Origin of the sequence: Salinisphaera sp. C84B14, from assembly GCF_040361435.1 — a bacterium.
Classification (GTDB): domain Bacteria; phylum Pseudomonadota; class Gammaproteobacteria; order Nevskiales; family Salinisphaeraceae; genus Salinisphaera.
Map to the genome: position 1 here is coordinate 1 of NZ_APNL01000025.1, position 22102 is coordinate 22102.

22 protein-coding genes are annotated in these 22102 nt (G+C 65.8%); 8 read left to right on the top strand and 14 right to left on the bottom strand.

Annotation, left to right across the window (positions count from 1 at the left end; genetic code table 11):
- Positions 1-19: 19 nt before the first annotated feature.
- From sppA to C84B14_RS16545, 6 genes are all read right to left on the bottom strand, one after another.
- Positions 20-1021, bottom strand: coding sequence for a signal peptide peptidase SppA (gene sppA, locus C84B14_RS16520; RefSeq protein ID WP_353225746.1), 1002 nt, complete (start codon positions 1019-1021; stop codon positions 20-22).
- A 1-nt stretch (position 1022) separates the two neighbouring features.
- A complete protein-coding gene (locus tag C84B14_RS16525) occupies positions 1023-1535 on the bottom strand; it encodes a hypothetical protein (RefSeq protein WP_348767662.1) in 513 nt (170 codons plus the stop codon).
- Between the two features lie 110 nt (positions 1536-1645).
- A complete protein-coding gene (locus C84B14_RS16530) occupies positions 1646-2986 on the bottom strand; it encodes an ATP-binding protein (protein WP_353225748.1) in 1341 nt (446 codons plus the stop codon).
- Positions 2986-3690 (bottom strand): response regulator transcription factor, encoded by a 705-nt coding sequence (locus tag C84B14_RS16535; RefSeq protein WP_353225750.1) that lies wholly within the window; start codon positions 3688-3690, stop codon positions 2986-2988. The genes C84B14_RS16530 and C84B14_RS16535 overlap by 1 nt, the downstream gene beginning before the upstream one ends.
- 24 nt (positions 3691-3714) lie before the next feature.
- Positions 3715-4074 carry a PepSY domain-containing protein gene (locus C84B14_RS16540; RefSeq protein ID WP_353225752.1) on the bottom strand — a complete coding sequence of 120 codons (360 nt, stop codon included), beginning with the start codon at positions 4072-4074 and terminating at the stop codon, positions 3715-3717.
- Positions 4075-4101: 27 nt separating this feature from the next.
- Entirely contained in the window at positions 4102-4542 is a 441-nt protein-coding gene (locus tag C84B14_RS16545) for a glycine zipper 2TM domain-containing protein (protein WP_353225754.1), read from the bottom strand.
- A gap of 151 nt (positions 4543-4693) precedes the next feature.
- On the opposite strand from C84B14_RS16545, the gene C84B14_RS16550 reads away from it, so the two are divergent.
- On the top strand, positions 4694-5179 hold the full coding sequence (locus tag C84B14_RS16550; protein ID WP_353225756.1) for a hypothetical protein: 486 nt from the start codon (positions 4694-4696) through the stop codon (positions 5177-5179).
- Here C84B14_RS16550 and C84B14_RS16555 read toward each other — a convergent pair.
- Positions 5176-6219 (bottom strand): DUF3080 family protein, encoded by a 1044-nt coding sequence (locus C84B14_RS16555; RefSeq protein ID WP_353225758.1) that lies wholly within the window; start codon positions 6217-6219, stop codon positions 5176-5178. The two genes, C84B14_RS16550 and C84B14_RS16555, sit on opposite strands and share 4 nt — an antisense overlap.
- 358 nt (positions 6220-6577) lie before the next feature.
- Between C84B14_RS16555 and C84B14_RS16560 the strand changes: the two genes are divergently transcribed.
- Positions 6578-7909: an NADH:flavin oxidoreductase/NADH oxidase family protein gene (locus C84B14_RS16560; RefSeq protein WP_353225760.1), complete on the top strand. Its 1332-nt coding sequence runs from the start codon at positions 6578-6580 to the stop codon at positions 7907-7909.
- A 15-nt stretch (positions 7910-7924) separates the two neighbouring features.
- Here the strand turns inward: C84B14_RS16560 and C84B14_RS16565 are convergent, their stop codons facing one another.
- Together C84B14_RS16565 and C84B14_RS16570 are read right to left on the bottom strand one after the other, a co-directional pair.
- Positions 7925-8251, bottom strand: a complete 327-nt coding sequence (locus tag C84B14_RS16565) for a hypothetical protein (protein ID WP_353225762.1) — start codon at positions 8249-8251, stop codon at positions 7925-7927.
- 3 nt (positions 8252-8254) lie between these two features.
- A complete protein-coding gene (locus C84B14_RS16570; protein ID WP_348767786.1) occupies positions 8255-9022 on the bottom strand; it encodes a BON domain-containing protein in 768 nt (255 codons plus the stop codon).
- 622 nt (positions 9023-9644) lie between these two features.
- Between C84B14_RS16570 and dusB the strand changes: the two genes are divergently transcribed.
- Positions 9645-10679 carry a tRNA dihydrouridine synthase DusB gene (dusB, locus tag C84B14_RS16575; protein ID WP_353225764.1) on the top strand — a complete coding sequence of 345 codons (1035 nt, stop codon included), beginning with the start codon at positions 9645-9647 and terminating at the stop codon, positions 10677-10679.
- A 7-nt stretch (positions 10680-10686) separates the two neighbouring features.
- Here dusB and C84B14_RS16580 read toward each other — a convergent pair whose 3' ends face one another.
- A complete protein-coding gene (locus C84B14_RS16580; RefSeq protein WP_353225766.1) occupies positions 10687-11226 on the bottom strand; it encodes a YIP1 family protein in 540 nt (179 codons plus the stop codon).
- A gap of 128 nt (positions 11227-11354) precedes the next feature.
- Between C84B14_RS16580 and C84B14_RS16585 the strand changes: the two genes are divergently transcribed.
- From C84B14_RS16585 to C84B14_RS16600, 4 genes are read left to right on the top strand one after another with little or no spacing between them, the layout of a single operon-like run.
- On the top strand, positions 11355-12266 hold the full coding sequence (locus C84B14_RS16585) for a lipid kinase (RefSeq protein WP_353225768.1): 912 nt from the start codon (positions 11355-11357) through the stop codon (positions 12264-12266).
- 52 nt (positions 12267-12318) lie between these two features.
- A complete protein-coding gene (locus C84B14_RS16590; RefSeq protein WP_353225770.1) occupies positions 12319-14526 on the top strand; it encodes an acetyl-CoA hydrolase/transferase C-terminal domain-containing protein in 2208 nt (735 codons plus the stop codon).
- Positions 14523-15416 (top strand): AAA family ATPase, encoded by an 894-nt coding sequence (locus tag C84B14_RS16595; protein WP_353225772.1) that lies wholly within the window; start codon positions 14523-14525, stop codon positions 15414-15416. Before C84B14_RS16590 ends, C84B14_RS16595 begins: the two co-directional genes overlap by 4 nt.
- Positions 15413-16552, top strand: a complete 1140-nt coding sequence (locus C84B14_RS16600) for a vWA domain-containing protein (protein WP_353225774.1) — start codon at positions 15413-15415, stop codon at positions 16550-16552. Before C84B14_RS16595 ends, C84B14_RS16600 begins: the two co-directional genes overlap by 4 nt.
- Positions 16553-16656: 104 nt before the next feature.
- Here the strand turns inward: C84B14_RS16600 and C84B14_RS16605 are convergent, their stop codons facing one another.
- Positions 16657-17736: a DUF5924 family protein gene (locus C84B14_RS16605; protein ID WP_353225776.1), complete on the bottom strand. Its 1080-nt coding sequence runs from the start codon at positions 17734-17736 to the stop codon at positions 16657-16659.
- Positions 17737-17975: 239 nt separating this feature from the next.
- On the opposite strand from C84B14_RS16605, the gene lipA reads away from it, so the two are divergent.
- Positions 17976-18971, top strand: a complete 996-nt coding sequence (lipA, locus tag C84B14_RS16610) for a lipoyl synthase (RefSeq protein ID WP_353225778.1) — start codon at positions 17976-17978, stop codon at positions 18969-18971.
- 40 nt (positions 18972-19011) lie between these two features.
- Here the strand turns inward: lipA and C84B14_RS16615 are convergent, their stop codons facing one another.
- From C84B14_RS16615 to C84B14_RS16625, 3 genes are all read right to left on the bottom strand, one after another.
- Positions 19012-20148: an AI-2E family transporter gene (locus tag C84B14_RS16615; protein WP_348766246.1), complete on the bottom strand. Its 1137-nt coding sequence runs from the start codon at positions 20146-20148 to the stop codon at positions 19012-19014.
- 231 nt (positions 20149-20379) lie between these two features.
- Positions 20380-21144, bottom strand: a complete 765-nt coding sequence (budC, locus tag C84B14_RS16620) for a meso-2,3-butanediol dehydrogenase (protein WP_353225780.1) — start codon at positions 21142-21144, stop codon at positions 20380-20382.
- A gap of 117 nt (positions 21145-21261) precedes the next feature.
- Positions 21262-22098, bottom strand: a complete 837-nt coding sequence (locus C84B14_RS16625) for a methyltransferase domain-containing protein (RefSeq protein ID WP_353225782.1) — start codon at positions 22096-22098, stop codon at positions 21262-21264.
- Between the last annotated feature and the right edge of the window lie 4 nt (positions 22099-22102).

A 22102-nucleotide genomic window follows, 5' to 3' on the forward strand; every position in this document is an offset into this window, starting at 1 on the left:
ACCTGGTGGGTTTACACACCTAGGGCGACATGCCCTGGGGCCGCCAGAGATAGAGCGGTTGTGCCGCCGCTTGACTTTCGAAAGACAGATCGACCGGCATGCCGGCCGCCTGCAGGCGCAGGCCCCCGGCCGCGGCACTTTCCGACAATATCGAGTCCGGTGCGCTACGGCCCTGGTAGTAGCGGATCACCCGGGCAGAATCCACGCCCGCGGACTCGCGCGCGAGTGCGAGCACATCGTCGATATGGCCGATCTTGTCGATCAGGCCGAGTCGGAGGGCGTCATCCGCGGCAAAAATGCGGCCGTCGGTAATGTCGTCCAGATGGGCGCGGTCCAGTTCGGGGCGACCCGCTTCGACAACGCTCACAAAGCGTTTGAACAGCGAATCCACCACCTTCTGCACGATGGCGCGCTCCTCGGGCGTGGCCTCGCGCAGCGGCGACATGATGTCCTTGTGCGCGGCGCTCACATAGCTGGCGTTGTCCACGCCGATCTTGTCGAGCAGGCCGCTGGCGTTCACGCCGGGGATGATCACGCCGATCGAGCCGGTAATCGAGGTCGGCTGGGCAATCACCCGATCGGCGGCCATGGCCACGTAGTATCCGCCCGAAGCGGCCACGCCGCCAAAGCTGGCAATCACCGGCACGCCGGTTTCGCGCCGATAGCGCGCGATGCGGGCATAAATTTCGTCGGCGGCGGCCACGGTGCCGCCGGGGCTGTTGATCCGCAGCACGACCGCGCCGATGGCATCGTCCTCGGCGGCCTTGTCGAGCGCGCGGCTGATCGTGGCCAGCGTCGAGGGTTGTTGTACCAGCCCCAGCGCACGCTGCGACGGCGCATCGGAGATGAAGCCCGATATCGGCAGCCAAAGGATCTTGCGGGCACCCTCTCCCTGGACCGTGGTTTCATGCAGGTCGTTATCGCCGCGGCCGAACGGCGAGATGACGACGCAGCCGGCCAGGGCAAGGATCACAACCAGCAGCGGCAACCGTCGCAGTGCCGTCAACGCACGCAGGCGCACCTCAATGCACCTGGGTCTGCCAGGCCTCGATCGCGGCGATGGTGCGCTCGGTGGCCTGCTGCAGGCATTTTTCGGCTTCCTCGCGCTGTTCGTCGTCAAGGTGCTCCCAGGCCATGGCAATGAACGGGCGCGCCTCGTCGAGCACCTCGTGTTCGTAGAGCTGCCGATAGGCGGTTTCGAGGGCGGCCAGGCACTGGCCGATGGCGTCCGCCGGCAGTTTGGCCTGTTGGAAGACCATCACACAGGCACCGGTGGCGGCGTGTTCGAGCATGGGCTCTTCTTTGGCGGTATCGGGGTAGTGTTCGCCGAATAGATCCGCCAGGCGCGTGACCATTTCCACCAGGGCCAGCATCGCCGGCATATCGTCGTGCAGGGTTGGATGCCCACGCTTGGCGGCGACATTGGCGGCCACCTTCAGCGCCGGGCCGATCACGCGGTGATAGGTGCGCGGGTCGAGCGCGTCCGGGTCGAGCTGCTCGGGGTCGAGACGGCGGGCGGTGTCGGGATTGTCCATGCTGAATCTGTCGGTTGGTCGTCTGAAAAGGCGCAGGGGGGTCGCCACGCCCTATGGGTCACGCGGGCGGGTGGCCGGTTCAAACCGGCCGCTGCCAGAACGTCATCGTATCACTCGGCCGGAAGCACGATCTCTACGCGGGCGCCGCCTTTTTCGCAGCGGGTGAGGGTGATGTCGCCGGTATAGGAGCGCACGATCTCGGCGGCCACTGCCAGGCCCAGGCCCTGGCCTTCCCGGCTGGTGTCGGCGCGTACGCCGCGTTCGAGCAGGCGTTCGGTGGAGCCTTCGCCGAAGCCGGTGCCGTTGTCGTCGATCTGCAGGCACAGATCGCCGTCGCGCATTTCGGCGCGTACCTCCACCTCGCCGTCGCCGTACTTGGCGGCGTTGTCCATCAGGGTGCCCAGCAGCTCGGTCAGATCGCCTTCGTCGATCGGCGCCTTGACCGTGTCCGGGATATGCACCTCGAAACGCGTGCCCTGTTCGGCATACACTTTGGTCAGCGCGCGGGCGAGCTTGCGCGCCACCGGGGCAATGGCGATCGACACCGCCAGGCTGCGCTTGCCGGCCGCGGCCGCCTTCTGCAGCTGGTAGTCGAGGATATCGTTCATACGGGCCAGCTGCGTGCGCAGCCCGTGGCGCTGACTTTCTTCGAGCTTGTCGTCTTCGGCCAGGCCGCGCAGTACTGCCATCGGTGTTTTCAGGCTGTGAGCCAGATCGCCGAGGGCATTGCGATAGCGGGTCAGGCGTGCCTGGTCGTTGGAGAGCATGGTGTTGAGGTTGCTCACCAGCGGCTGAATTTCGTCCGGATAGCGGCCTTCGATACGCCGTTTCTCGTGGGCCTGCAGGTTGGCGAGGTTGCGGGCCAGCCGGCGCAGCGGCGCCAGCCCCCAGCGCAGAATGAAAAGCTCGACGATCAGCAGGATCAATGCCGATGCGCTCAGCAGCGTCCACAACACGCCGCGAAAACGCTGCATCTGCTTGATGAAGGTGCGGGCGTCCTCGGCCACCACGAGCGTGTAGCGATAATCGGTGCCCGCATCGGTCACCCAGCGAAAGCCAAATGACAGGGTGATGAGGGTGTCGTCACCGGGATAGATACGCATGAACTGCCATTCGCCGACAGCCGGCAGCGTATCCAGCTCCAGCGGATCGAGCAGGGAAGGCGAGCGCCAGATCGATTCACCGTTTTCGTCGAGCACCATGGCATAAAGCCCGGAGTCGGGACGGGTCAGATCGGACTCGGGCAGCACGCGCGGGGCGACCTTGAAGCTGCCATCCTCGGTGATCTCGGCGCTGCCCAGCAGCGCATAGCTCAACCCCTGCAGGCGATCGTGTTCGGCCTGATCGGCACGCTCGCTGACCGCCGTTTCCAGCGCCACGCCGGTCAGCCCGATGAATGCCAGTAGAAGAACCGCGGTGGCGGCCAGCAGCCGCGCCCGCAGTGAGTTCATCACGAGGGCTCGGTATCGCTCGTGGGCGTGCGCGCGTCCCGCGCCAGCCGATAGCCCCGTCCGCGCAGCGTTTCAATGGGTTTGCGCACGCCCTCGGGGTCGAGTTTGGCGCGCAGGCGGCGTACGAAAACCTCGATTACGTTGGAGTCGCGCTCGGCGTTTTCCTCGTAGATATGTTCGGTGAGCGCAGTCTTGGATACCACCTCGCCGGCGTGCAGCATCAAATGTTCGAGCACCCGGTATTCGTAGGCGGTCAGCTCCACCGATTCGCCGGCCACGAAGACCTCCTGGCGCGCGGTATCCAGCACAATATCGCCGGATTCCAGCTTCGGCTGGGCCCAGCCGCGCGAACGTCGCACCAGCGCCTGGATACGCGCGGTAAGCTCTTCCGGCTGGAACGGTTTCACCACATAGTCGTCGGCGCCGGTTTCCAGGCCTTCGACCTTGTCCTGCCAGCGGCTGCGGGCGGTGAGGATCAGCACCGGATAATCGAGCCCGGCCTCGCGTACCTCGCGGATGATATCCAGGCCGGTAGGGCCGGGCAGGCCCAGATCGACAATGGCGATATCGATCGGGTATTCCAGCGCAAAGAACAGACCTTCTTCGCCTTCACCGGTGGCATCGACCGCGAAACCGTCACTGCGCAACTGCGCACAGATCTGTTCACGCAGATCCACATCGTCTTCGATAACCAGTGCTCGCATAGCGTCCGTGTGTTTCGGGTGAGTCTAGTGACGTGCTTCGACATGCACGATGTGCACGCGACCGCCGTCCAGCAGTTTCACACGATAGTAGGGGCCGCCGGGGCCGTCTTCCAGTACCACGTTCAGCACACGACCGCCGTATTCCCGCGAAGCACGGCGTGCCGCTTCGGCCGGCGCGACATTGGGCTCGGGTCGTGCTTCTCGCTTGGCGACGTCGGCCGCCGGCTCGTGGGCCGGCCCGGCCTGCTCGGCCAGCGGCGCGCGCAGCGTATCGCCATCGAACTGGGCCTGCGCGATCGGGCAGGCAAGCAACACCAGCAATGCCAGCGCGATCAGTCGCAGGCTCGCGAGTGCAATGTCGGGGGCGATCGCGTGGCGGGTCATGGCGATAAGGACAGGCTTGAACCCGCGCTAGAAGCTGCTGCGAAAACCGGAGGGGGACATATTCCCGTTCCCGGCAGGCGCCGTGTTCTGATAGCCGTTGCTGCGCTGCAGGCAGTCGTTGAGCCGGTTGTTTTCCATGCGCCGGGCATTCCAGGCGCCCGCGCCCGCACCGGCCAGCGCGCCCAGACCGGTGGCGATATCGCGCCCGGAGCCACTGCCGAACTGATTGCCCACGACGCCGCCGGCAGCCGCGCCCAGCACAGCCTGGCCGGCCTTGCTGGTGGCGCCCTTGACCGCGACGTTGCGATCGTCGTTCTGGTAGTAGCATTCGTACTGGCCGCCCGGGACCGCCTGGAAAATCGGGTCGACCTGGGGGCGGGGGTTGCTGGCACATCCGGCCACGAGCAGGGACGCCGCTGCCATGCTGGCAACAAACAGGTAACGAAACGGCAGAATGTCTGATTTCATGATGTGTCCCCTAGCGTCGCGATCAAACTAGGCGTAGTGCGCTGAACGCATCCTTAATTCTGCCGGGCGCGGCTATTCATGGCGGATTCACGCGCTGGCGCGCATGCTGAACCTATCCACAGGCAGCAGTCGCTGCAGGAGGCATCTGACCATGCAGCGGAAAATCTTCATCGCCGCCATGGCGCTGGGCGGTGCGCTGATTACAGCGACCGGCGCGATGGCAGCGGACAACTCGGGCATCGTGATCATCGATCAACAGCATCGATCGACACCGTTTGGCAGCTACAACAGCCAGCGGCGCACCGAGGTATATGGCCCCTCGAGCGGTTTTCGCTACGAGGAGTACCAGACCCCGGTCTACCCTCAGTATCGTCATTATCGGCGCGGCGGCTATGCCTACGGCCCCAGCTATGGCGGTCAGGGGCGGGTGTTCGAGCATCACGGCGCGGGCGGTCGCTACGGCGCGCCGGCAGCGCCAGGCGTTTACGGCTGGGGACAGCAGGCCGGCGGCCACGATCGAGGCGATGGCAGGCGCCTCGACGGCGCACAGCAAAGCGGTAATAGACTGGATACCGGTCGCAAGGTGCCCCCGGCCCAGCGCTCCATCCGCCCGGCGCAGCGCCAGATCGACGACTAGTCCACGCTGCTGCCCGGCATGAGATCGCACTGACGCATGGCGTGCTGCCAATCCTGCGTGTGTTGCTCGATCGCGGCGTCCAGATCGGCCCATACGCCGCCATTGGCGCGAAGCGTGTGATCCCGATACCGCGTGAACGCGCTATCGGGCGTCACGCCCTGAACAGCGATCAACTCGTCCACCGCCGCGCGCCACAGGCGCCCGGCCCGTACCAGGTCCGCGAGATAGGACTGGACGCCTGTGCCGTAGATTTCGAGCAGGATCGTGCGCAGTACCCGAGCGCGCCGGTTGGGTTTGTTGTTGAAACAAAGCGGCCGTGCGGCCAGCCGTGTACGAATGAGCTGACTCGCGCGCTCGAGCGCGGCAGTGGCCTCGATCGCGGCGATCTGCAGACCGCCGCCGTATTCGCTGGCGTCCAGCGTTTCGTAGGCCTCGGCGAGGGCAGTCTCGTTGACCGGCTTGTCGGCGCTCAGCCGGCGAGCAGCGGTCGTCAGCTGGGCCAGCGCCGCGCGCGGTGCGCGCCCGGCAAGGCTGGGCGCAAGCCCGGCATCGCCGCCGGCCACGCTGAACAGATGCGCCATCGGCGCGCTGGCAAAGGTCTGATTCCAGAGCATCGCGCCGCGCGCCTGGTGTTTGAGCGCGATCAGCTCATCCAGATGGGCGACGAAGTCCCGATCGTCGTCATCGGCCGCGGCGAGCGTATCGCTATCGAAGCCGGCCCGACAGCGTGTCAGGCCCGCCAGAAGCCGGGCCTCGTAGGCCAGGCGGGCCTGGGGCGGCGCCACCCGGCCGAGAATGCTGTTGCGCTCGGAGACGAGATTGACCAGCCCGCAGCGATGCAGTTTGAAGAAACCGATCCAGCCGGTGCGCGGGGTTTCCACGGTCCGTAGCAGCAGGCGTCGTGCCGGATAGTGACGGCGCGGTTCGGGTGTGGGCGGCGTGAGGTCTTGGCCCAGCGTACGGGCCAGGCGGGTTAGATAGTCGTCGAAGCGGGCCGTCGGGCCATCCGTTGCGCTACAGCCGGCGATCAGTACCGTCATGCAGGCGGCCATCGCTATCGCTGCGATGCGCGTTGCGTGCCGGGGACGGTATTGCCGAACGGATGGGTTTGCCGCCATGGGTTGGAATACGCGCATGCGTGCTGCGCAGTTGCCGAAACCCCGCATGATCGCGATCGCGGCGCGCGCAGGGCAAGCAAGACGCCACAGGGCGCCAGCCCGATTGCCTGTCGCCTGGCCTTGCCCGCCTGTGCGCCCACGCTTGCGACCGGCTATGCTCAATGAATCAACCATCCGACCGCAGCGGATGCAGCGTCGGCCCATGCGCGATCGCCCGCTTGTCGGGGCGCGTCAGGCCCGCCGCCATTCGAAACCGCGGCCCAGGAAAGCGAACACTGCCATGCCGAACCACGCAACCGATGCCGTCGCCCGGCTGCGCGAACCCCTCGCGCTGCCCTGTGGCCAGACCCTGCCCAACCGTATCGCCAAGGCGGCGATGACAGAAGGCCTGGCCGATGCCCGCATGAATGCCACGCCCGCGCTGGAAACGCTCTATCGGCGCTGGTCGCAGGGCGGCGCTGGCCTGTTGATTACCGGCAACGTGCAGATCGACCGCTGGGATCTCGAGCGGCCGGGCAATGTCGTCATCGATGGCGATGCCGATCGCGACGCGCTCGCGCGCTGGGCGGCGGCCGCCAAGGCGGGCGGCAGTCGGGTGTGGATGCAGCTGTCCCATGCCGGGCGCCAGGCACCGTTGTACTGCACGCCGCGCCCGGTCGCCCCGTCGCCGGTCGGCCTCAAGCTGCTCGGCGCCTATCGCAGGCCGCGCGCGCTCACCGAACAGGGCATCGCCAGCGTGATCGAGCGGTTCGTACACGCGGCCACCGTGGCCCGCGACGCCGGCTTCGACGGCGTGCAGATTCATGGCGCCCACGGCTATCTGCTCAGCGAATTCCTGTCGCCGATAACCAACCGGCGCCAGGACGCCCATGGCGGCAGCCTGGAAAACCGCGCCCGTCTTCTGCTCGCGGTCGTACGTGCCGTACGCGCGGCGGTGGGCGATGACTTCGCGATTGGCGTCAAACTCAATTCGGCCGATTTCCAGAAGGGCGGCTTCAGCAACGACGAATGCATTCAGGTGGTGCGCTGGCTGAGTGATTGCCATATCGATTTGCTGGAAATTTCGGGCGGCAGCTATGAACAGCCGCGCCTGCTCGGCCACAGCGGCGACGAAAGCCAGGCGGAAGCGCCGCGTGCGAGCACCCGGCGACGCGAAGCCTACTTCCTGGAATATGCCGCGCTCATGCGAGAAGCGGCCACCATGCCCCTGATGGTGACCGGCGGCTTTCGCTCGCGCGATGCCATGGTCGCGGCCCTCGACAGCGGCGATACCGACATCATCGGCCTGGGCCGGCCGCTGTGCGTGGACCCCAACTTCGTGGCGCGCCTGTTCGATGGCACCACCGCCGAGGCGAGCGACCCCGGCGCCGACCTGGCCTACGGTCGGGGAACGTTCGGGCCGCGTTCGTCGGTGTCGGCGTTACGCTTTCTGAATATCTTTTCGCAAATGGGCTGGTACTACATGCAGCTCATGCGCATCGGGCGGGGGCTGGAGCCGGACTGGCAGATGCCGCTGTCCCGGGGCCTGTTCGGCCATGTTCGTGCGGAGCTCGGAGCGGCCCGGCGCATTCGTGCGTTCCAGAAACAGGCGGATACGCTCGACGCCGAATGAGCGCCTAGCCGAATACTAGCCGAATACCTGTACGCCGAGCAGCAGTACGCCAAGCGCGTTGAGCGCGCCGTGGCCGATGACCAGAATCCAAGGCGGCGCGCGGTGCTTGAAGATCACCCCGAAGAATACCGCCCCCGCGCCGAAGCCGATCGCGGTCAGCGCAAAGGCGCTCCAGACCAGCGTGCCCGGATGCATGAAAGCGCCTACGAGCAGGCACAGCAGCCCTGCGCCCGCGATCGCACCGTGGCCGATGCGAAGCGGACGCAGGGCGGCGTCTAGGGCCGCCATGGCCAGGCCGCCGATTGAGGCGACAAGCAGCAGCCAGAAGGCGGCGCTCAACATCGCTTATGCCGTCGCGCCGTAGGCGCCGGCTTGCGTCGCCGAAGCCGAACCGCCGCCGTCATTGGGCGCCATCGGCGGCTTGGGCGTGTCGCCCTGGGTGTTGCCCTGCGTATCGCCCTGAGCATCTGCTTCCGGCTGCTGGGGTTCCGGCTTTGCCTGCGGCTGGTCTTTGGGCTGCTGGGGCTGGTTGCCCTGCGGCTGTGCCGGCTTGTCCTGCTGTGCCGGCGCGTTCTGGTTCGGCTTGGCGACGCTGCCGGCCGACGGCGCACGGGGCTCGCCCTGTTCGTCTTCGAGCTGCAGCTCGTCGATCACGTCTTCCACCCCGGCCTGCGAGCGCGCTTTTTCGAGCGCGAGTTCACGGGTTTCTTCGTCCGGCACCACGCCGGTGAGCGTGACCACGCGATCCTTTACGCCCACCGAGATTGCGGACTTGTCGAACGATTTTTCCTTGAGCACGTCACGCTGAATGGTGCGAAAGAGCACCTGGTCGTTGACCGTCTTGTTCACGGCCTCGGAGGCGGCGGCGACTTTCTGCCGTGCCTGCTGAAGTTCGGTTTCCGACTCGTTGAGGTTGGCCTGAAGCTCCTTGAGCTCCTCTTTCTTGTCGTTCAGCGCTTCCTGTGCCTCGTTGCGCGACTCGCGCGCTTCCGCGAGCTTTTCGACCGCGTTGTCGTATTTTTCCTGCGGCGTTTCGGAGCAGCCTGCAAGCAGGCTCGCGCCCAGCACAAGCGAAGTTAACACGGTGGCGAAACGGGTCTTGGCGTTGTTCATCGAAAACGAATGGGTTGAGCCGATAACCGAAAATAACACGTTTATAACCGCGTGCCGGACCGCTAGGGCCAGTTGGCGCTCATACGAGTCCGCGCCAAGCGCTGTTTGACGGCACGACGAGGCGTCGCACGCGCCGCGCAGTCATTCTGCGCAAGCGTGCTGGAACCCTGTATTGCCGCCTAATCAATTTTTTAGGCAGCGCTTGTCCCGAAGGATTGGCAAGTCTTGATCGTGGCTAGCCACGACGCCGCGCCCCGCGCCTTGCAGAACACGAATTGCGGTCTGCAACGCGGTGCTCGTATGAAACGGCAACGGGCCCTCGGGAAGCTCTGCATAACCTCTCGCGGATCGCGTTCGAGTTCTCACAGACGGTGCGGCAAGGCGTCCGGGCGCAGCGCCTGCCTCATTGGCAGGTCAAGCTCGGCAACGCAGCCGCGGCGTCTGTGAGGCCGAACCCCTTCGGGCCGCCGGCTTTGCGCGCGCTTGATCGGCGTCAGTGTTCGCTACCGTGCCACTTGTTTTTGGCTTGGGCACGCTACGCTCTCACTTGTCTGTCAATCGCGCGCAAAGCACGCCGGCGCGACCGTGACAGGTTGTGCAGAGCTTACCTAGAATGAAAGCCATGCAGATCGCCGGTTATACATTCGCGAACGGACTTGCCGCCGCACCCATGGCGGGCGTGACCGACCGCGTGTTTCGTGCGCTGTGCCGCAGCCTTGGCGCGAACGTGACCACCGGCGAAATGGTATCGGCCCGGCCGGAGCTTCGGGCCACGCGCAAGTCCCGGCTGCGGCTCGACCAGGCCGGCGAGCCGGCGCCGCGCATCGTGCAGATCGCCGGCGGCGATGTCGCCGATCTGGTGCATGCGGCCAAGGTCAACGCCGACGAAGGCGCCGATATCATCGATATCAACATGGGCTGTCCGGCCAAGAAGGTCTGTCGCAAGGCCGCCGGCTCGGCGCTCATGGCCGACGAAGACCGCGTGGCCGCGATTCTCGATGGCGTGGTGAACGCGGTGGATATCCCCGTGACCCTGAAGATGCGCACCGGCGTGAGCGCCGACCGGCGCAACGCCGTCGCGATTGCCCGCCGTGCCGAACAGGCAGGAATTGCAGCGCTCGCGGTGCATGGGCGCACGCGCGATCAGCACTACACCGGCGTGGCCGAGTACGACACCATCGCCGCGGTCAAGCGCGCGGTATCGCTACCGGTCTGGGCGAACGGGGATATCGACTCGCCGGCCAAGGCGCGGGCCGTGCTGGCCGCGACCGGCGCGGACGGGCTGATGATCGGCCGGGCGGCCTGTCGTCGGCCCTGGCTGTTTCGTGAAATCGCCATCGAGCGGGCTACGGGCGTGCCGCCGGCGCCGCCCACCGTCGCCGATGAACGGCAATGGCTGCTCGGTCTGATCGAGCAGCTCCACGACTTCTACGGCGAACAGCAGGGCGTACGCGTGGCCCGCAAACATATCGGCTGGCTCAACGAACGCCGGCCGGTCTCGCCGGCGCTGTATATGGACATGGTTCAGGCGGATACGGCCGCGCGCCAGCTGCGCCTGCTCGACTGTTGTTTCGATGCCGCCGCCGCGGCCGAACACAGAGCTGGGTCAGCGCGCGATGAAAAGGCGACCGGGCGACGTATCGCCACGGCCGCCTGATATCGCTCTACATCCCGGGCGCGGTGCCGGTCGGGCCGGCCACACCGCCGATCAGGGCCATGATCAGAAGCTGAATCAGCCAGCCCACCACACACACGCCGACCGCGCGCAGGGTGCTGTGGTAGTCCAGCGCCTGGCGCACGGCGATGATGGTGGTGGCCAGCATCCATATCGAGGCGACGAACCACACGATTGCCCCGATGACCGGGATGATGCCGAATACGCGCAGCAGTCCGGGCGTGGCGGCAAAACCGAGGGTGCGCAGCAGCTGGCCGACATCGGCTTGTGTCTGCGGCTCGGGCAACAATTTGGTGCCTACGGCCCAGATGATGGCCGCCCAGATCAGCCAGCCCAGCAGGGCGGCGACGGCGTTGAGCAACAAAAAGCCGATGGTGCCGCCGCCCAGCGCGCCAATACCGGCGGCCAGCGAGGCGAGGACCACAATCAGCGCGGCCTGGCCGGTGGCCCCGCGATCGTGTTCGACTTCTTCATAGGTCGGCACCTGCAGTTTGGCGGCGCCTATCATTCGTTCGGTCAGGCTTTGCATGACTGGATCAGTCGTTGGATTTGGTTTCGATCTTGGCTTAGAACCCCGTCCCGCGCCAGCCCGTGTATTTTGCGGATTGCGCTTGTCACAGGGCGCACTTACGCTGTCGGCTCGACTGTTTCCAATCGGTGAAGATTCTGCGCGCGCTACTGCTGATCAATCAGAAATCCCGCCAGGGCGAAGCCAACGCCGAGGCGGCCCGCGACGCGCTCGAAGCGCTCGATGTCGAGATCACCCTGGGCCAATTCGAAGAACCCGACGATGTGCCGGCAGAGATCGATCGGCATGCGCCAAACGTGGACATGATCGTGCTCGGCGGCGGCGACGGCACACTCAATCTCGCCGCCGCGGCGGTGATGCGCGCAAAGCGCCCCTTGGGCGTGCTGCCGCTGGGTACGGCCAACGATTTCGCCCGTACGCTGCTTATTCCCACGGAGCTCGAGGCGGCCTGTCGCAACGTCGTCGAAGGCGTGACCCACGGTGTGGATCTGGGGCAGTGCAACGACGTGCATTTCGTCAACGTCGCGAGTATCGGACTGGCCGTGCGGGCCTGTGAATACCGCTCGGACGCGGCCAAGAAAATGTTCGGCTCGTTCGGCTATGCGTCCAACGTGTTCAAGGCCTATCGCGACACCGAGCCGTTCGATGCGGTGGTGCGCTGCGGTGACGAAACCCATCGGCTGCATTCGATTCAACTCGCCGTCGGCAATGGGCGCTATTTCGGCGGCGGGCTGGCGGTGGCCAGCGACGCCGCGCTCGACGACGGCCGCCTCGACCTGTACAGCCTGCAGCCGCAGTCACTCGCCAAGCTGGTCGGCATGTTGCCCACGCTCGTGCGCGGGCCGGACAAGTCCATTCAGGGCGTGCAGCTGCTCGAAGGCACCGAGTTCGAAGTCGATACCGGCAAGCCCATGCCAATCAACACGGACGGCGAGATCCTGACCGAAACGCCGGCGACCTTTCGTATTCACCCCGGCGCGCTTCAGGTGAAGGTGCCGCAGGAATATCTGGACCGCTACGGGCGTCAAAACAAACAATAACGAACCGCAAGGGCACAGGCGGCCCGGCGGTTTCACTGGCGAGGAACAGGCGATGAGCGATCGACCGCAACGATTCACCGATGCCGAGGCCACGATCGACTGGCTGCTCGACACCGTCGGCCACGATATTCACGTGGGCGCGCCGCTGGGCCTCGGCAAGCCGGCCACGCTGCTCAACGCCCTGTATGCCCGGGCCAAGGCCAACCCCGAGATCAATCTCAAGATTCTGACCGCGCTGTCGCTGGACGTGCCGCAGGCCGGCAGCGAACTCGAACGCCGCATCATGGATCCGATCGTCGAACGTGTATTCGAGGATTACCCGGGCCTGGACTATGTCCGCGATCTGAATGCCGGCACGGTGCCCGACAACATCACCATTTCCGAGTTCTTTTTCCAGCCCGGGGCGATGCTCGGCAACGACGACGCACAGCGCCACTATCGCTCGGTCAACTACACCCACGTGGCCCGCGATCTGATCAACGCCGGCGTGAACGTGCTCATGCAGATGGGCGCGCCGGGACCGGACGACAGCCAGTTTTCGCTGTCCAGCAATACCGATGTCACGCTCGATCTGATGCCCGTTGTCGAGGCCATGCGCGAGCGGGGCGAGCCGATCTGGGTCGTCGGCCAGCTCAACGCGCGCATGCCGATGATGACCCGCAGCGCGCTGGTCGACGCTGCGATGGCCGATGCCGTATTCGAAGGCGAGGCGGCAACGTTCAAGCCCTTCGGTGCGCCGGCCATGCCGGTGGCCGAGGCCGACTATGCGATCGGCCTGCGCGTATCGAGCCTGCTCGAAGACGGTGGCACGCTGCAGATCGGCATCGGCTCGCTGTCGGACGCGATCGCCTATTGCTGTGACCTGCGCCACAACCACAACGCCGACTATCGGGCGCTGCTGGAACGGCTCAACCGTAGCGCCAGCGAGCGCACGCTCGCCAATGCGATCGGCGGGGAAGACGTTTTCGAGCGCGGCCTGTACGGCTGCACCGAAATGCTCGTCGATGCCTATATCCAGATGTATCGCTCCGGCGTGATCTCGCGCCCGGTCTACGACGATATCGATATCCAGCGCCTGCTCGATGCCGGCACGATCGGCGAACGGGTCGATGCCAATACGCTGGCCGCCCTGCGCGACAGCGGCGCCATTCGAGCCCAGCTCGACGGCGACGACGTGGCACGTCTCAAGCAGGTGGGCGTGTTCAAGGCCGGCGTGACCTACGATAACCGCCGGCTCGATGCCGGGGATGGCGGTGAGCCCATTGCCGCCGATCTGGACGACGACACGGCCCGCTCACAGATCGTGTCGCGTTGTCTGGGCGATCGGCTCAAGGGCGCAACGCTCGTGCATGGCGGCTTCTTTCTGGGGCCCAACAGCTTCTATCAGGCCCTGCGCGATCTCGACGACGACGAGCGCGAGCTGTTCCATATGACCAGCGTGGGTCAGATCAACGAACTCTATGGCAATGAAGCCCTGCGCCGGGTGCAGCGGCGTGGCTCGCGCTTCGTGAATACCGCGATCAAGGCCACGCTCGCCGGCGCCATCGCATCCGACGGCCTGGAAAACGGCCAGGTCATTTCCGGCGTGGGCGGGCAGTACAACTTCGTATCGCAGGCACACGCGCTCGAAGGCGGGCGTTCAATCATCTGCGTACGCGCGGTGCGCCAGTCCTCGGACGGGCCCGAGTCCAACGTCGTGTCGCACTATGCGCATACCACCATCCCGCGCCACCTGCGCGATATCGTGGTGACCGAATACGGGGCGGCCGACCTGCGCGGCAAGACCGACGAACAAGTCGCCATGGCGATGATCGAAATCGCCGATGCCCGGTTTCAGGATGAACTGCGCAGTGCTGCGGTATCCGCCGGCAAGCTGCGCCGCGATTACCAGGTGCCGGCCCATGCGCGCAACAATACGCCGGACAATCTGCGTCGCCTGTTCGCGCCGGAGAAGGCCGAAGGCCGGTTCGAGGCCTATCCCTACGGCAGCGATTTCACCGAAATCGAGCGCACCCTCATCGCCGCGCTCAAGAAACTGCAGGGCGGCTCGCACGGCAAGACGCTGTCGAGCTTTGCCCGACATGCCGCGCGCCTGGCCACGCTGCCGGCCAGCGCCGAGCCCTATCTCGAACGCATGGGCCTGCAGCGCCCGCGCGGCCTGCGCGAATCGCTGTATGCGCGGGTGGTCGCCCTGGCATTGATCAACGACGGCGTGATCGATTCCGACGATGAGCCCGGCCACGACGCCGTCGATTCATGAGCGATAGCGAATCGCGCCCGCGCTTCGACAGCCCCGAGGCGCTCGACGCCGCGCTGGCCGGCGAGGGCTACGTCAGCGATGCCGATCTGCGCATGACCCTGTATCTGGCCATGGCCCTGCACAAGCCGCTGCTCGTGGAAGGCCCGGCCGGCGTCGGCAAGACCGAAATTGCCAAGGCGCTGGCCGCCACGCTCGATACACGGCTGATCCGCCTGCAGTGCTACGAAGGCCTGGACGCGGCCCAGGCCCTCTACGAATGGGACTACCCGCGTCAGCTGCTGGAAATCCGGGTACAGGAAGCGGCCGGCGCGTCCACCGACAGCCTGCGCGACAACCTTTATTCCGACAGCTTTCTGCTCGAACGCCCGCTGCTGGCAGCCCTGCGCCACAGCCCGCCGCCGGTGCTGCTCATCGACGAACTCGACCGCGCCGACGAGGCCTTCGAGAGTTTTCTGCTGGAGATTCTGTCGGACTGGCAGATCAGCATCCCCGAGTACGGCACCGTGCGCGCCGAGGTGCCGCCGCTGGTGGTCATCACCGGCAATCGCACACGTGCGCTCGCCGAAGCCACGCGCCGGCGCTGTCTGTATCTGTGGATCGACTACCCCGACCGCGCCAAGGAGCGGGCCGTGCTCGAACGCCGGCTGCCCGGCATCGATACGCGCCTGGCCGATACCGTCGCCGATTTCCTGGCCTGGGCACGGGAACAGGACCTGGCCAAGACGCCCGGCCTGGCCGAAACGCTGGACTGGGCCGCGGCGCTGATTGAACTCGGCGTTGCCGACCTGAACGACAGCCGCGTGCCCGCCACGCTCGGCGCGCTGTTCAAGGACGCGGCCGATATCGACGCCATGCGCACACGGCTGGATGCCTATCGCGGCGAGCGATGAAAGACTGGTCGCTGGCCCGCGTCGTGGCCGCCTTCGCCGATGAGCTCAGGCGAGCCGGCGTGACCGTCAGCCCGGCCGAAAGCGCGGATGCGCTGAAGGCGCTGGCGCATACGCCGATGCAACGGCGCTCGGATTATGCCCGGCTGCTACGCGCCTGCCTGGCCAAGACCCCTGCCGACCGGGCGCGTTTCGACGCCGTGTTCGCCCGTTTCTTCGACGCGTCACCGGCCGAAACGGCCGAGAAAATCGAGGCAGAAAGCGACGAACAGGGCAGCCAGCCCGCCCAGGGCGTCGGCGAGGCCGAACCGGCGCCGGCAAGAGCTATAACCAACGACGACGCTCGCAGCGAGCAGACGCGCAGCGGCGCCAGCGCCACCCGTCAGGCCATGCAGGCCGATCTGGCCGCGATCGATGCCGACGAACGCGCAGCCATGGAGCGGCTCATACACACCCTCGGTCGTCAGCTCGCGCGGCGCGCGGCCCGGCGCTGGCGGGTGCGCAGGCACGGCGTCATCGATTTGCGTAAAAGCCTGCGCGCCGCGATCGCCCGCGGCGGCGAGGTGCTGGAATTTCGTCGCCGCTATCGTCCGCGCGAACGCCCGCGGCTGGTCGTGTTCGCCGACGTCAGCTATTCGATGGATGCCTACAGCCGCTTCTTTCTATGCTTCATCCATGCGTTCGCGCGCGTGTTTCGCAGCGTGGAAAGCTATGTGTTCAGTACCGAGCTGTCGCGGGTGACCGATACGCTGGCGCGTTCGGCCTCGGTAGAAGCCGGGCTGGCGCGTCTGCCCGACAGCGTCGAGGACTGGGCCGGCGGAACGCGTATTGCCAGCGCGCTGAAAACCTTCATGCATCGGTTTGCCGATCATCAGCTCGATCGCAATACCGTGGTGATGATCGTTTCCGACGGCTGGGACAGCGATAAGCCGCAACGCCTGCAGGCCGTGCTCAAGCGCCTGCGCGGGCGTTGCCGGGCGCTGATCTGGCTCGATCCGCTGATGGGTCATCCGCGTTTTTTCAGTACCGCCCTGGGCGTGCAGCACGAGTCACCGCATGTCGACCTGTGTGCGCCGGCGCGCAATCTGGCCGGGCTCGAGGCGTTGGTGGAGCGCTTGGCGCAGGCGCGGATTGTTTAGCGGTTGCCCGTTCGCACGGGGTGGCTGTCGTCACAGGCGAGTTTCGTGCTGCTGCGCGCCCAACCCGTGCCTCAGGTCCGCCGGGCGGTCACACGGTGCGCGCGTCACTCCACCGTAAACCGTCGGGCGCCAATCATCTGGCCGTCGTCGGTGATGACCGTCACGCGCCAGTGGCCGGTCGGGTCGTCGCCAAGGGCCAGTTTGTGGCTCCACGCGCGATAACCGTTTTCCGGGCCGCCGCCGGTGATTTCCAGCGGAATACGATCGACCACCTCGCCGTCGTGCCACCAGACATGCAGCACCTGCTGCTGCAGCCCGCGCGGGGCCGCAATGGCGGTGAAGGCATAAAGGCCGTCGCCGGAAAGTTCGGCGGCGCTGAAGTGGGTACGGTCTTGGCCGGGCTCGCGCTTATCGGCATCCACTTGCAGGGTGATGGCCATATCGGTGGCGCGCAGGGTGGCCGGGGGAATCCAGAAGCGGCCGAACCAGGCGAGGCCGCCGAGCGCGATCGAAAGCGCGGCCAGCAGCAGCCAGCGCCACCATTGGCGCGCGCGAACGGCGTCGTTGAAGCTGGGCAAGGCACAAACTCCCATGGCGACCGAGGCGATGGCCACGCTTTCGCCGGTGGTCAGCGACAGCATGATCGGGCCGGCGGCCAGAAGTGCGACAAACAGCGTAAAGCCGTGAAAACCCAGGAACAGCCAGCGGCGCTCGGCGATACCGTGCAGGTAGATCGGGTCCACGGTGGAGGCCGCGGCCGCGACGATCAGCAGGCCGGTAAACAGCGCCTGGCCGCTCAGCCAGGTGGTGGTGGCCAGAAAGAACGGCAGCACGAAGAACAGCGTTTCCTGGTGCAGGCACTGGGCGGCAAAGCGTACGGCTGCCTGGGGCAGGCGTTCGCCGAAGTAGCGGCCGAGCAGGCGGCACAGCAGGCCTTCGAACAGCAGCGCCAGCCAGCCCAGCAGCATCAGCGCGGTCACCCACTGGGCCAGCGCGGCCTGGCGTTCGACCAGAAAGAAGCTGGCCGCGCCCATCGCAAACGAGGCCACCGGCAACAAACGGCGGTAGCGGTAGGCGATACGGCCCGCGCGACTGCTGAGCAGGCGGTTGAAATACCTCTCGGCCGGGCTTTCGACCGACCCTTCGCTGGCTTGGATTTCGCTGGCCACGGTGCTCGCTTGCATCAATACAGACAGATTGCCGTGACCCGGCCTGCCGGGCGCGGCGGCGCGATCATAGCAGCGGCCTGGCTGTACGGCGGCTGACCGGCGAACGGCCGCGATCAATATCGTGTCTTTGCGGCCTTGCAACGGTTATCGGCGCCCGCAACGTAGGATTGAGCGCGCCCGACGAGGCGTAGCCGGTGCGGGTGTTATCATCGGTATCGGTCCGCGACACAGTACGAACGACGGTCGAAGACGGCATGAGCGATTTCAAAGGCATCCCCGTGGTTACGGGCAGCAAGGTCCAGAAGCCCAACGGCACCCGGGCGATCAAGAACGGCATGAAGGCGAACAAGAACGCCGCGGCCGTACCGATCGGGCGCAAGCCGGACTGGCTGCGCGCGCGCCTGCCCACGGGCGATACCTATCAGGCGGTCAAGAAGAACGTGCGCGAGCACAAGCTGGCCACGGTCTGTGAAGAATCCATGTGCCCGAACATCGGCGAGTGCTGGAGTCATGGCACCGCCACCATCATGATCATGGGCGATACCTGTACCCGCGCCTGTCGCTTCTGTGCGGTGGATACCGGCAACCCGCGTGGTTGGCTGGATGCACAGGAGCCCGAGCACTGTGCCGATTCGGTCGAGATCATGGGCCTGAACTATATCGTGCTCACCTCGGTGGACCGCGACGACCTGCCCGACGGCGGCGCCCAGCACTACGCCGACTGCGTGAAGGCGATCAAGGCACGCACGCCCAACGTGCGCGTGGAAGCGCTGGCCCCCGATTTTCGCGGCGTGGCCGAACATGTCGACAAGGTGGTGGACTCCGGGCTGGAAGTGTTCGCCCAGAACGTGGAAACGGTCGAACGTCTGACCCACGTGGTACGCGATGCCCGTGCCGGCTATCGCCAGACGCTGGACGTGCTCGAGCACGCCAAAAAGCACAATCCGGACGTGCTTACCAAAACCAGCGTAATGCTGGGCCTGGGTGAGACGGAAGATGAAATCGCGCAGACGCTGGACGATCTGGCCGCGATCGGCGTCGATATCGTCACGTTCGGCCAGTATCTGCGGCCGACCGTGAACCACTTGCCGGTCGAGCGCTATGTTGCGCCGGCCGATTTTGCCAAGTATCGGCAGTGGGGCCTGGCGCGCGGTTTCCTGGAAGTCGTTTCCGGGCCGCTGGTACGCAGTTCCTATCGCGCCGATCGGGTGTTCGACAAGAACAACGCCGGGCTCGACCAGACGGCGTAGCGGTCTACGGGCCGACGCCCGAATCGAATGTCCCGGCGCGTCAGTGCTCGGGCGGTGTCTGTCGCACGTCGTCGAGTTCGGCATGCCGTTCGGACAGGAAATCGCCGAGGTTGTGCAGCGCTTCGATGTGCTCGCAAAGCGTCTTTACGGCCACGAGCAGCGGTAGCGCCACGATCATGCCCACGGCTGACCACAGCCAGGCCCAGAACGTGACCGTGATGAATACGATGACCGTATTCAAGCGCAGCCTGCGACCCACGAAATAGGGGGTCACGATCTGGCCCTCGAGGGTCGTAAGCGCGAAATAGACGCCCGGGACGATCAAGGCCCAGCCCACCCAGTCGAAGGTGATGAGTGCAATCATCGCGGCGATCGCGATGCCGCCGAGCGCACCGAGATAGGGGATGAAGTTGAACAGGAAGGCGATCACGCCAAACACGGCGGGATAGGGCATGCCGAATGCCCACATCGTCAGCGCGACCGCCACCCCGAGACCGGCGTTGATGGTGGTGATGGTCAGCAGATAGCGCGAGAGTTTGCGTTCGATATCGTGGGCGATCTGGGCGGCCCGACGCTTGTCGCGGAAACTCGGCATCACGTGCACGAGTTTTTCGTAGAACATGTCGCCCGAGGCGAGCAGAAACAGCAGCAGCACCATCGTGAACACGAACTGGGCGAGCATGTTGGGCGCGAGCAGCGCGGCTTGGGTGGCCGCGCTTTCGCCTTCGATTTCCACCGTTTGAACGTCCGGCGTGTTGCTGCGGGTCATCGACTGCAGCTTTTCGTTGGCCTCGAAGATGGCGCTGAACGGGCCGGCAACGTCGGCGAGCTGCTGTTCGATGCGTTGTTCGATACGCGGGGCGTTCTCGATCCAGCCGGTCGCCGGCACGGCCAGCGCGGCGACCGCGAACAGAAAACTCACCAGCAGTACGCTCACGATCACCAGCGACGACAGCGCCGCCGGCACCCGCCGCCGGTCGAATACACGGCGAATCGGGGCGAATACCATGGACAGCAGAAAGGCCAGCACGATGGGCACGAAAAAGCTGCGGGCCTGGCTCAGCACGAATACCGACGCATAGGCAAACAATGCGACCAGCATCCACTTGACCAACGGGCTCGCGCCCAGCGAAGTCGAATCGTGGCTGTCGCTGGATTGGGTGTCGGGTTCGGCCATTCAGGACTCGGTGGAAATCGATCTCGGTCAGCGCAGCGTTCGCGGCCAGCGCAGCTTCGACTCGTGGCGGGCGACGCGGATTGGCAGCGTCTTTTTGCCAGCTAAGCACGAAAAGCCATATTTTTGTATCGTGCGGGCAAAAAAGAGGCGATCGGCCTTGGTCGGCGCGATCGCCTGCGTAGCGGCCCGTGGCCGGGTTGGCCCGGGCCGGGTGGGTTGGCGCGGCGCGGGTCAGACCTGGGGCGGCTGGCCGTTGGAAGCCATCAGGCCGCCATCGACCGGCAGGTTCACGCCGCTGATGAAGCGGGCGTCGTCGCTGGCCAGAAAGGCGATCGCGGCGGCGATGTCTTCGGGCGCGGCACCCGCGCCCAGCGGCATGCGTTCGGCGAACTTGTCGAGCAGGTCGTTCTTTTCGAACACGCCGCTGGCCATATCGGTGCGGGTCAGGCTCGGGCAGACCGCGTTCACGCGTACCCCGTCGCCGCCGTGATCCAGTGCCAGCGCCCGGGTGAAGTTGCTCACCGCGCCCTTGCTGGCGTTGTAGACGCTCATCGCCCAGTCGCCGCCTAGTCCGGAAACCGACGAGGTGTTGACGATATTGCCGCGGCTTTCGATCAGGTGCGGCAGGGCGGCCCGGCAGCAGTGGAAGACGCCGTCGACGTTAATCGACATGATCTTGCGCCAGGTCTCGTCGTCGGTATCGGTAATCCGGCTCTGGGTGGCCACACCCGCGTTGTTGACCAGGATATCGAGCCGGCCGCAGGTCGCCACGACCTCTTCAATCAGCGTGTTCACGGCATCGGCGTCGGATACGTCGGCCGGGCGCACATGCACCTGGGCGTCCGGCAGATCCTTGGCCACGTCTTCGAGTTTTTCCCGGGTACGGCCGACGAGCACGACCGTGGCGCCCTCGTCGACAAGGCGCTTGGCGGTGGCCGCGCCCATGCCCGAGCCGGCGCCGGTGATCAGGGCGATCTTGTCCTGAAAGCGTTGCATGCGGTGGTTCCTGTGTTTGGAGGTACGAGTTCAATACAAGCGCCGCCCGCAGCGACTCTTGCTTCATGCAGCTAAAGCTGACGATGAATGCCCCCGAATCAAGCCCCTTGGCCCAGATCAGCGCTTGTCGAAAACCATGATGCCCCAGGCCAGACGGCCGGCCTCGCCGGCATCCACCCAGTGCTGCAGGCCTTTTTTCATGTTGTCGATATAGGCCCTGGAGATGGCCGAATCGCGCAGCTCGTCCTCGCGCTCGACCAGCGTGTCGTGAATTCGGGCGTAGTGGCATGGTATCTGGCGGGTATGGTCTTCGAAGTCGCGGCGGCTGAAGCCGCGCTGTTCCAGCGCCTGGGTGTAGAAACCGGGCGAGCCCATGGTGTCCAGCTGTATCCGGTCGAGCACCGGCTGCAGCACGCCGTCGGGGCAGTCGTCGGCCTGCATGGGGTCGGTGAAGATAAACGTGCCGCCCGGTTTGAGCACGCGGGCGACTTCGTCGAGCACGCGTTGCCGATTGCCGGAATGCAGCATCGCATCCTGCGACCAGACGATATCGAAATGGCCGTCGTCGAAGGGAATATTTTCGAAGTCGCCGTCGACGACGGTTACGCGATCGTCGAGGCCGCGTTCGGCGTTCTTGCGCCGTGCGCGCGCGTTCTGGACTTCGGATAGATTCAGCGAGACCACCTCGGCGTTGTGACGGCGGGCGATATGGCGGGCCGAACCACCGTAGCCGCCGCCGATATCCAGCACGGTTGCACCGTCGAGCGCGTCGCCCAGCAGCGCGCACATATGTTCGACCGTGCGATGGCTGGCATCGACCACGGCTTCGGCCTTTGACTGGTACAAGCCGATATGGATGTCCTCGCCGCCCCACAGGCGCGAGTAGAAGTTTTCGGCGTCGTCGCTGTTGTAGTAGGCCTGGGCCGTGCGTACGGCCTGGGAATACGGGCTCATGTGC

What these genes read in the sequence shown, in the direction of transcription:
- C84B14_RS16545 (WP_353225754.1), bottom strand. Translation starts at nt 4,542, where the DNA reads ATGAAATCAGACATTCTGCCGTTTCGTTACCTGTTTGTTGCCAGCATG.
- C84B14_RS16570 (WP_348767786.1), bottom strand. Translation starts at nt 9,022, where the DNA reads ATGAACAACGCCAAGACCCGTTTCGCCACCGTGTTAACTTCGCTTGTG.
- C84B14_RS16600 (WP_353225774.1), top strand. Translation starts at nt 15,413, where the DNA reads ATGAAAGACTGGTCGCTGGCCCGCGTCGTGGCCGCCTTCGCCGATGAG.
- C84B14_RS16590 (WP_353225770.1), top strand. Translation starts at nt 12,319, where the DNA reads ATGAGCGATCGACCGCAACGATTCACCGATGCCGAGGCCACGATCGAC.
- C84B14_RS16555 (WP_353225758.1), bottom strand. Translation starts at nt 6,219, where the DNA reads ATGACGGTACTGATCGCCGGCTGTAGCGCAACGGATGGCCCGACGGCC.
- budC (WP_353225780.1), bottom strand. Translation starts at nt 21,144, where the DNA reads ATGCAACGCTTTCAGGACAAGATCGCCCTGATCACCGGCGCCGGCTCG.
- lipA (WP_353225778.1), top strand. Translation starts at nt 17,976, where the DNA reads ATGAGCGATTTCAAAGGCATCCCCGTGGTTACGGGCAGCAAGGTCCAG.
- C84B14_RS16560 (WP_353225760.1), top strand. Translation starts at nt 6,578, where the DNA reads ATGCCGAACCACGCAACCGATGCCGTCGCCCGGCTGCGCGAACCCCTC.
- C84B14_RS16540 (WP_353225752.1), bottom strand. Translation starts at nt 4,074, where the DNA reads ATGACCCGCCACGCGATCGCCCCCGACATTGCACTCGCGAGCCTGCGA.
- C84B14_RS16550 (WP_353225756.1), top strand. Translation starts at nt 4,694, where the DNA reads ATGCAGCGGAAAATCTTCATCGCCGCCATGGCGCTGGGCGGTGCGCTG.
- dusB (WP_353225764.1), top strand. Translation starts at nt 9,645, where the DNA reads ATGCAGATCGCCGGTTATACATTCGCGAACGGACTTGCCGCCGCACCC.
- C84B14_RS16625 (WP_353225782.1), bottom strand. Translation starts at nt 22,098, where the DNA reads ATGAGCCCGTATTCCCAGGCCGTACGCACGGCCCAGGCCTACTACAAC.
- C84B14_RS16525 (WP_348767662.1), bottom strand. Translation starts at nt 1,535, where the DNA reads ATGGACAATCCCGACACCGCCCGCCGTCTCGACCCCGAGCAGCTCGAC.
- C84B14_RS16580 (WP_353225766.1), bottom strand. Translation starts at nt 11,226, where the DNA reads ATGCAAAGCCTGACCGAACGAATGATAGGCGCCGCCAAACTGCAGGTG.
- C84B14_RS16595 (WP_353225772.1), top strand. Translation starts at nt 14,523, where the DNA reads ATGAGCGATAGCGAATCGCGCCCGCGCTTCGACAGCCCCGAGGCGCTC.
- C84B14_RS16565 (WP_353225762.1), bottom strand. Translation starts at nt 8,251, where the DNA reads ATGTTGAGCGCCGCCTTCTGGCTGCTGCTTGTCGCCTCAATCGGCGGC.
- C84B14_RS16535 (WP_353225750.1), bottom strand. Translation starts at nt 3,690, where the DNA reads ATGCGAGCACTGGTTATCGAAGACGATGTGGATCTGCGTGAACAGATC.
- C84B14_RS16530 (WP_353225748.1), bottom strand. Translation starts at nt 2,986, where the DNA reads ATGAACTCACTGCGGGCGCGGCTGCTGGCCGCCACCGCGGTTCTTCTA.
- C84B14_RS16605 (WP_353225776.1), bottom strand. Translation starts at nt 17,736, where the DNA reads ATGCAAGCGAGCACCGTGGCCAGCGAAATCCAAGCCAGCGAAGGGTCG.
- C84B14_RS16615 (WP_348766246.1), bottom strand. Translation starts at nt 20,148, where the DNA reads ATGGCCGAACCCGACACCCAATCCAGCGACAGCCACGATTCGACTTCG.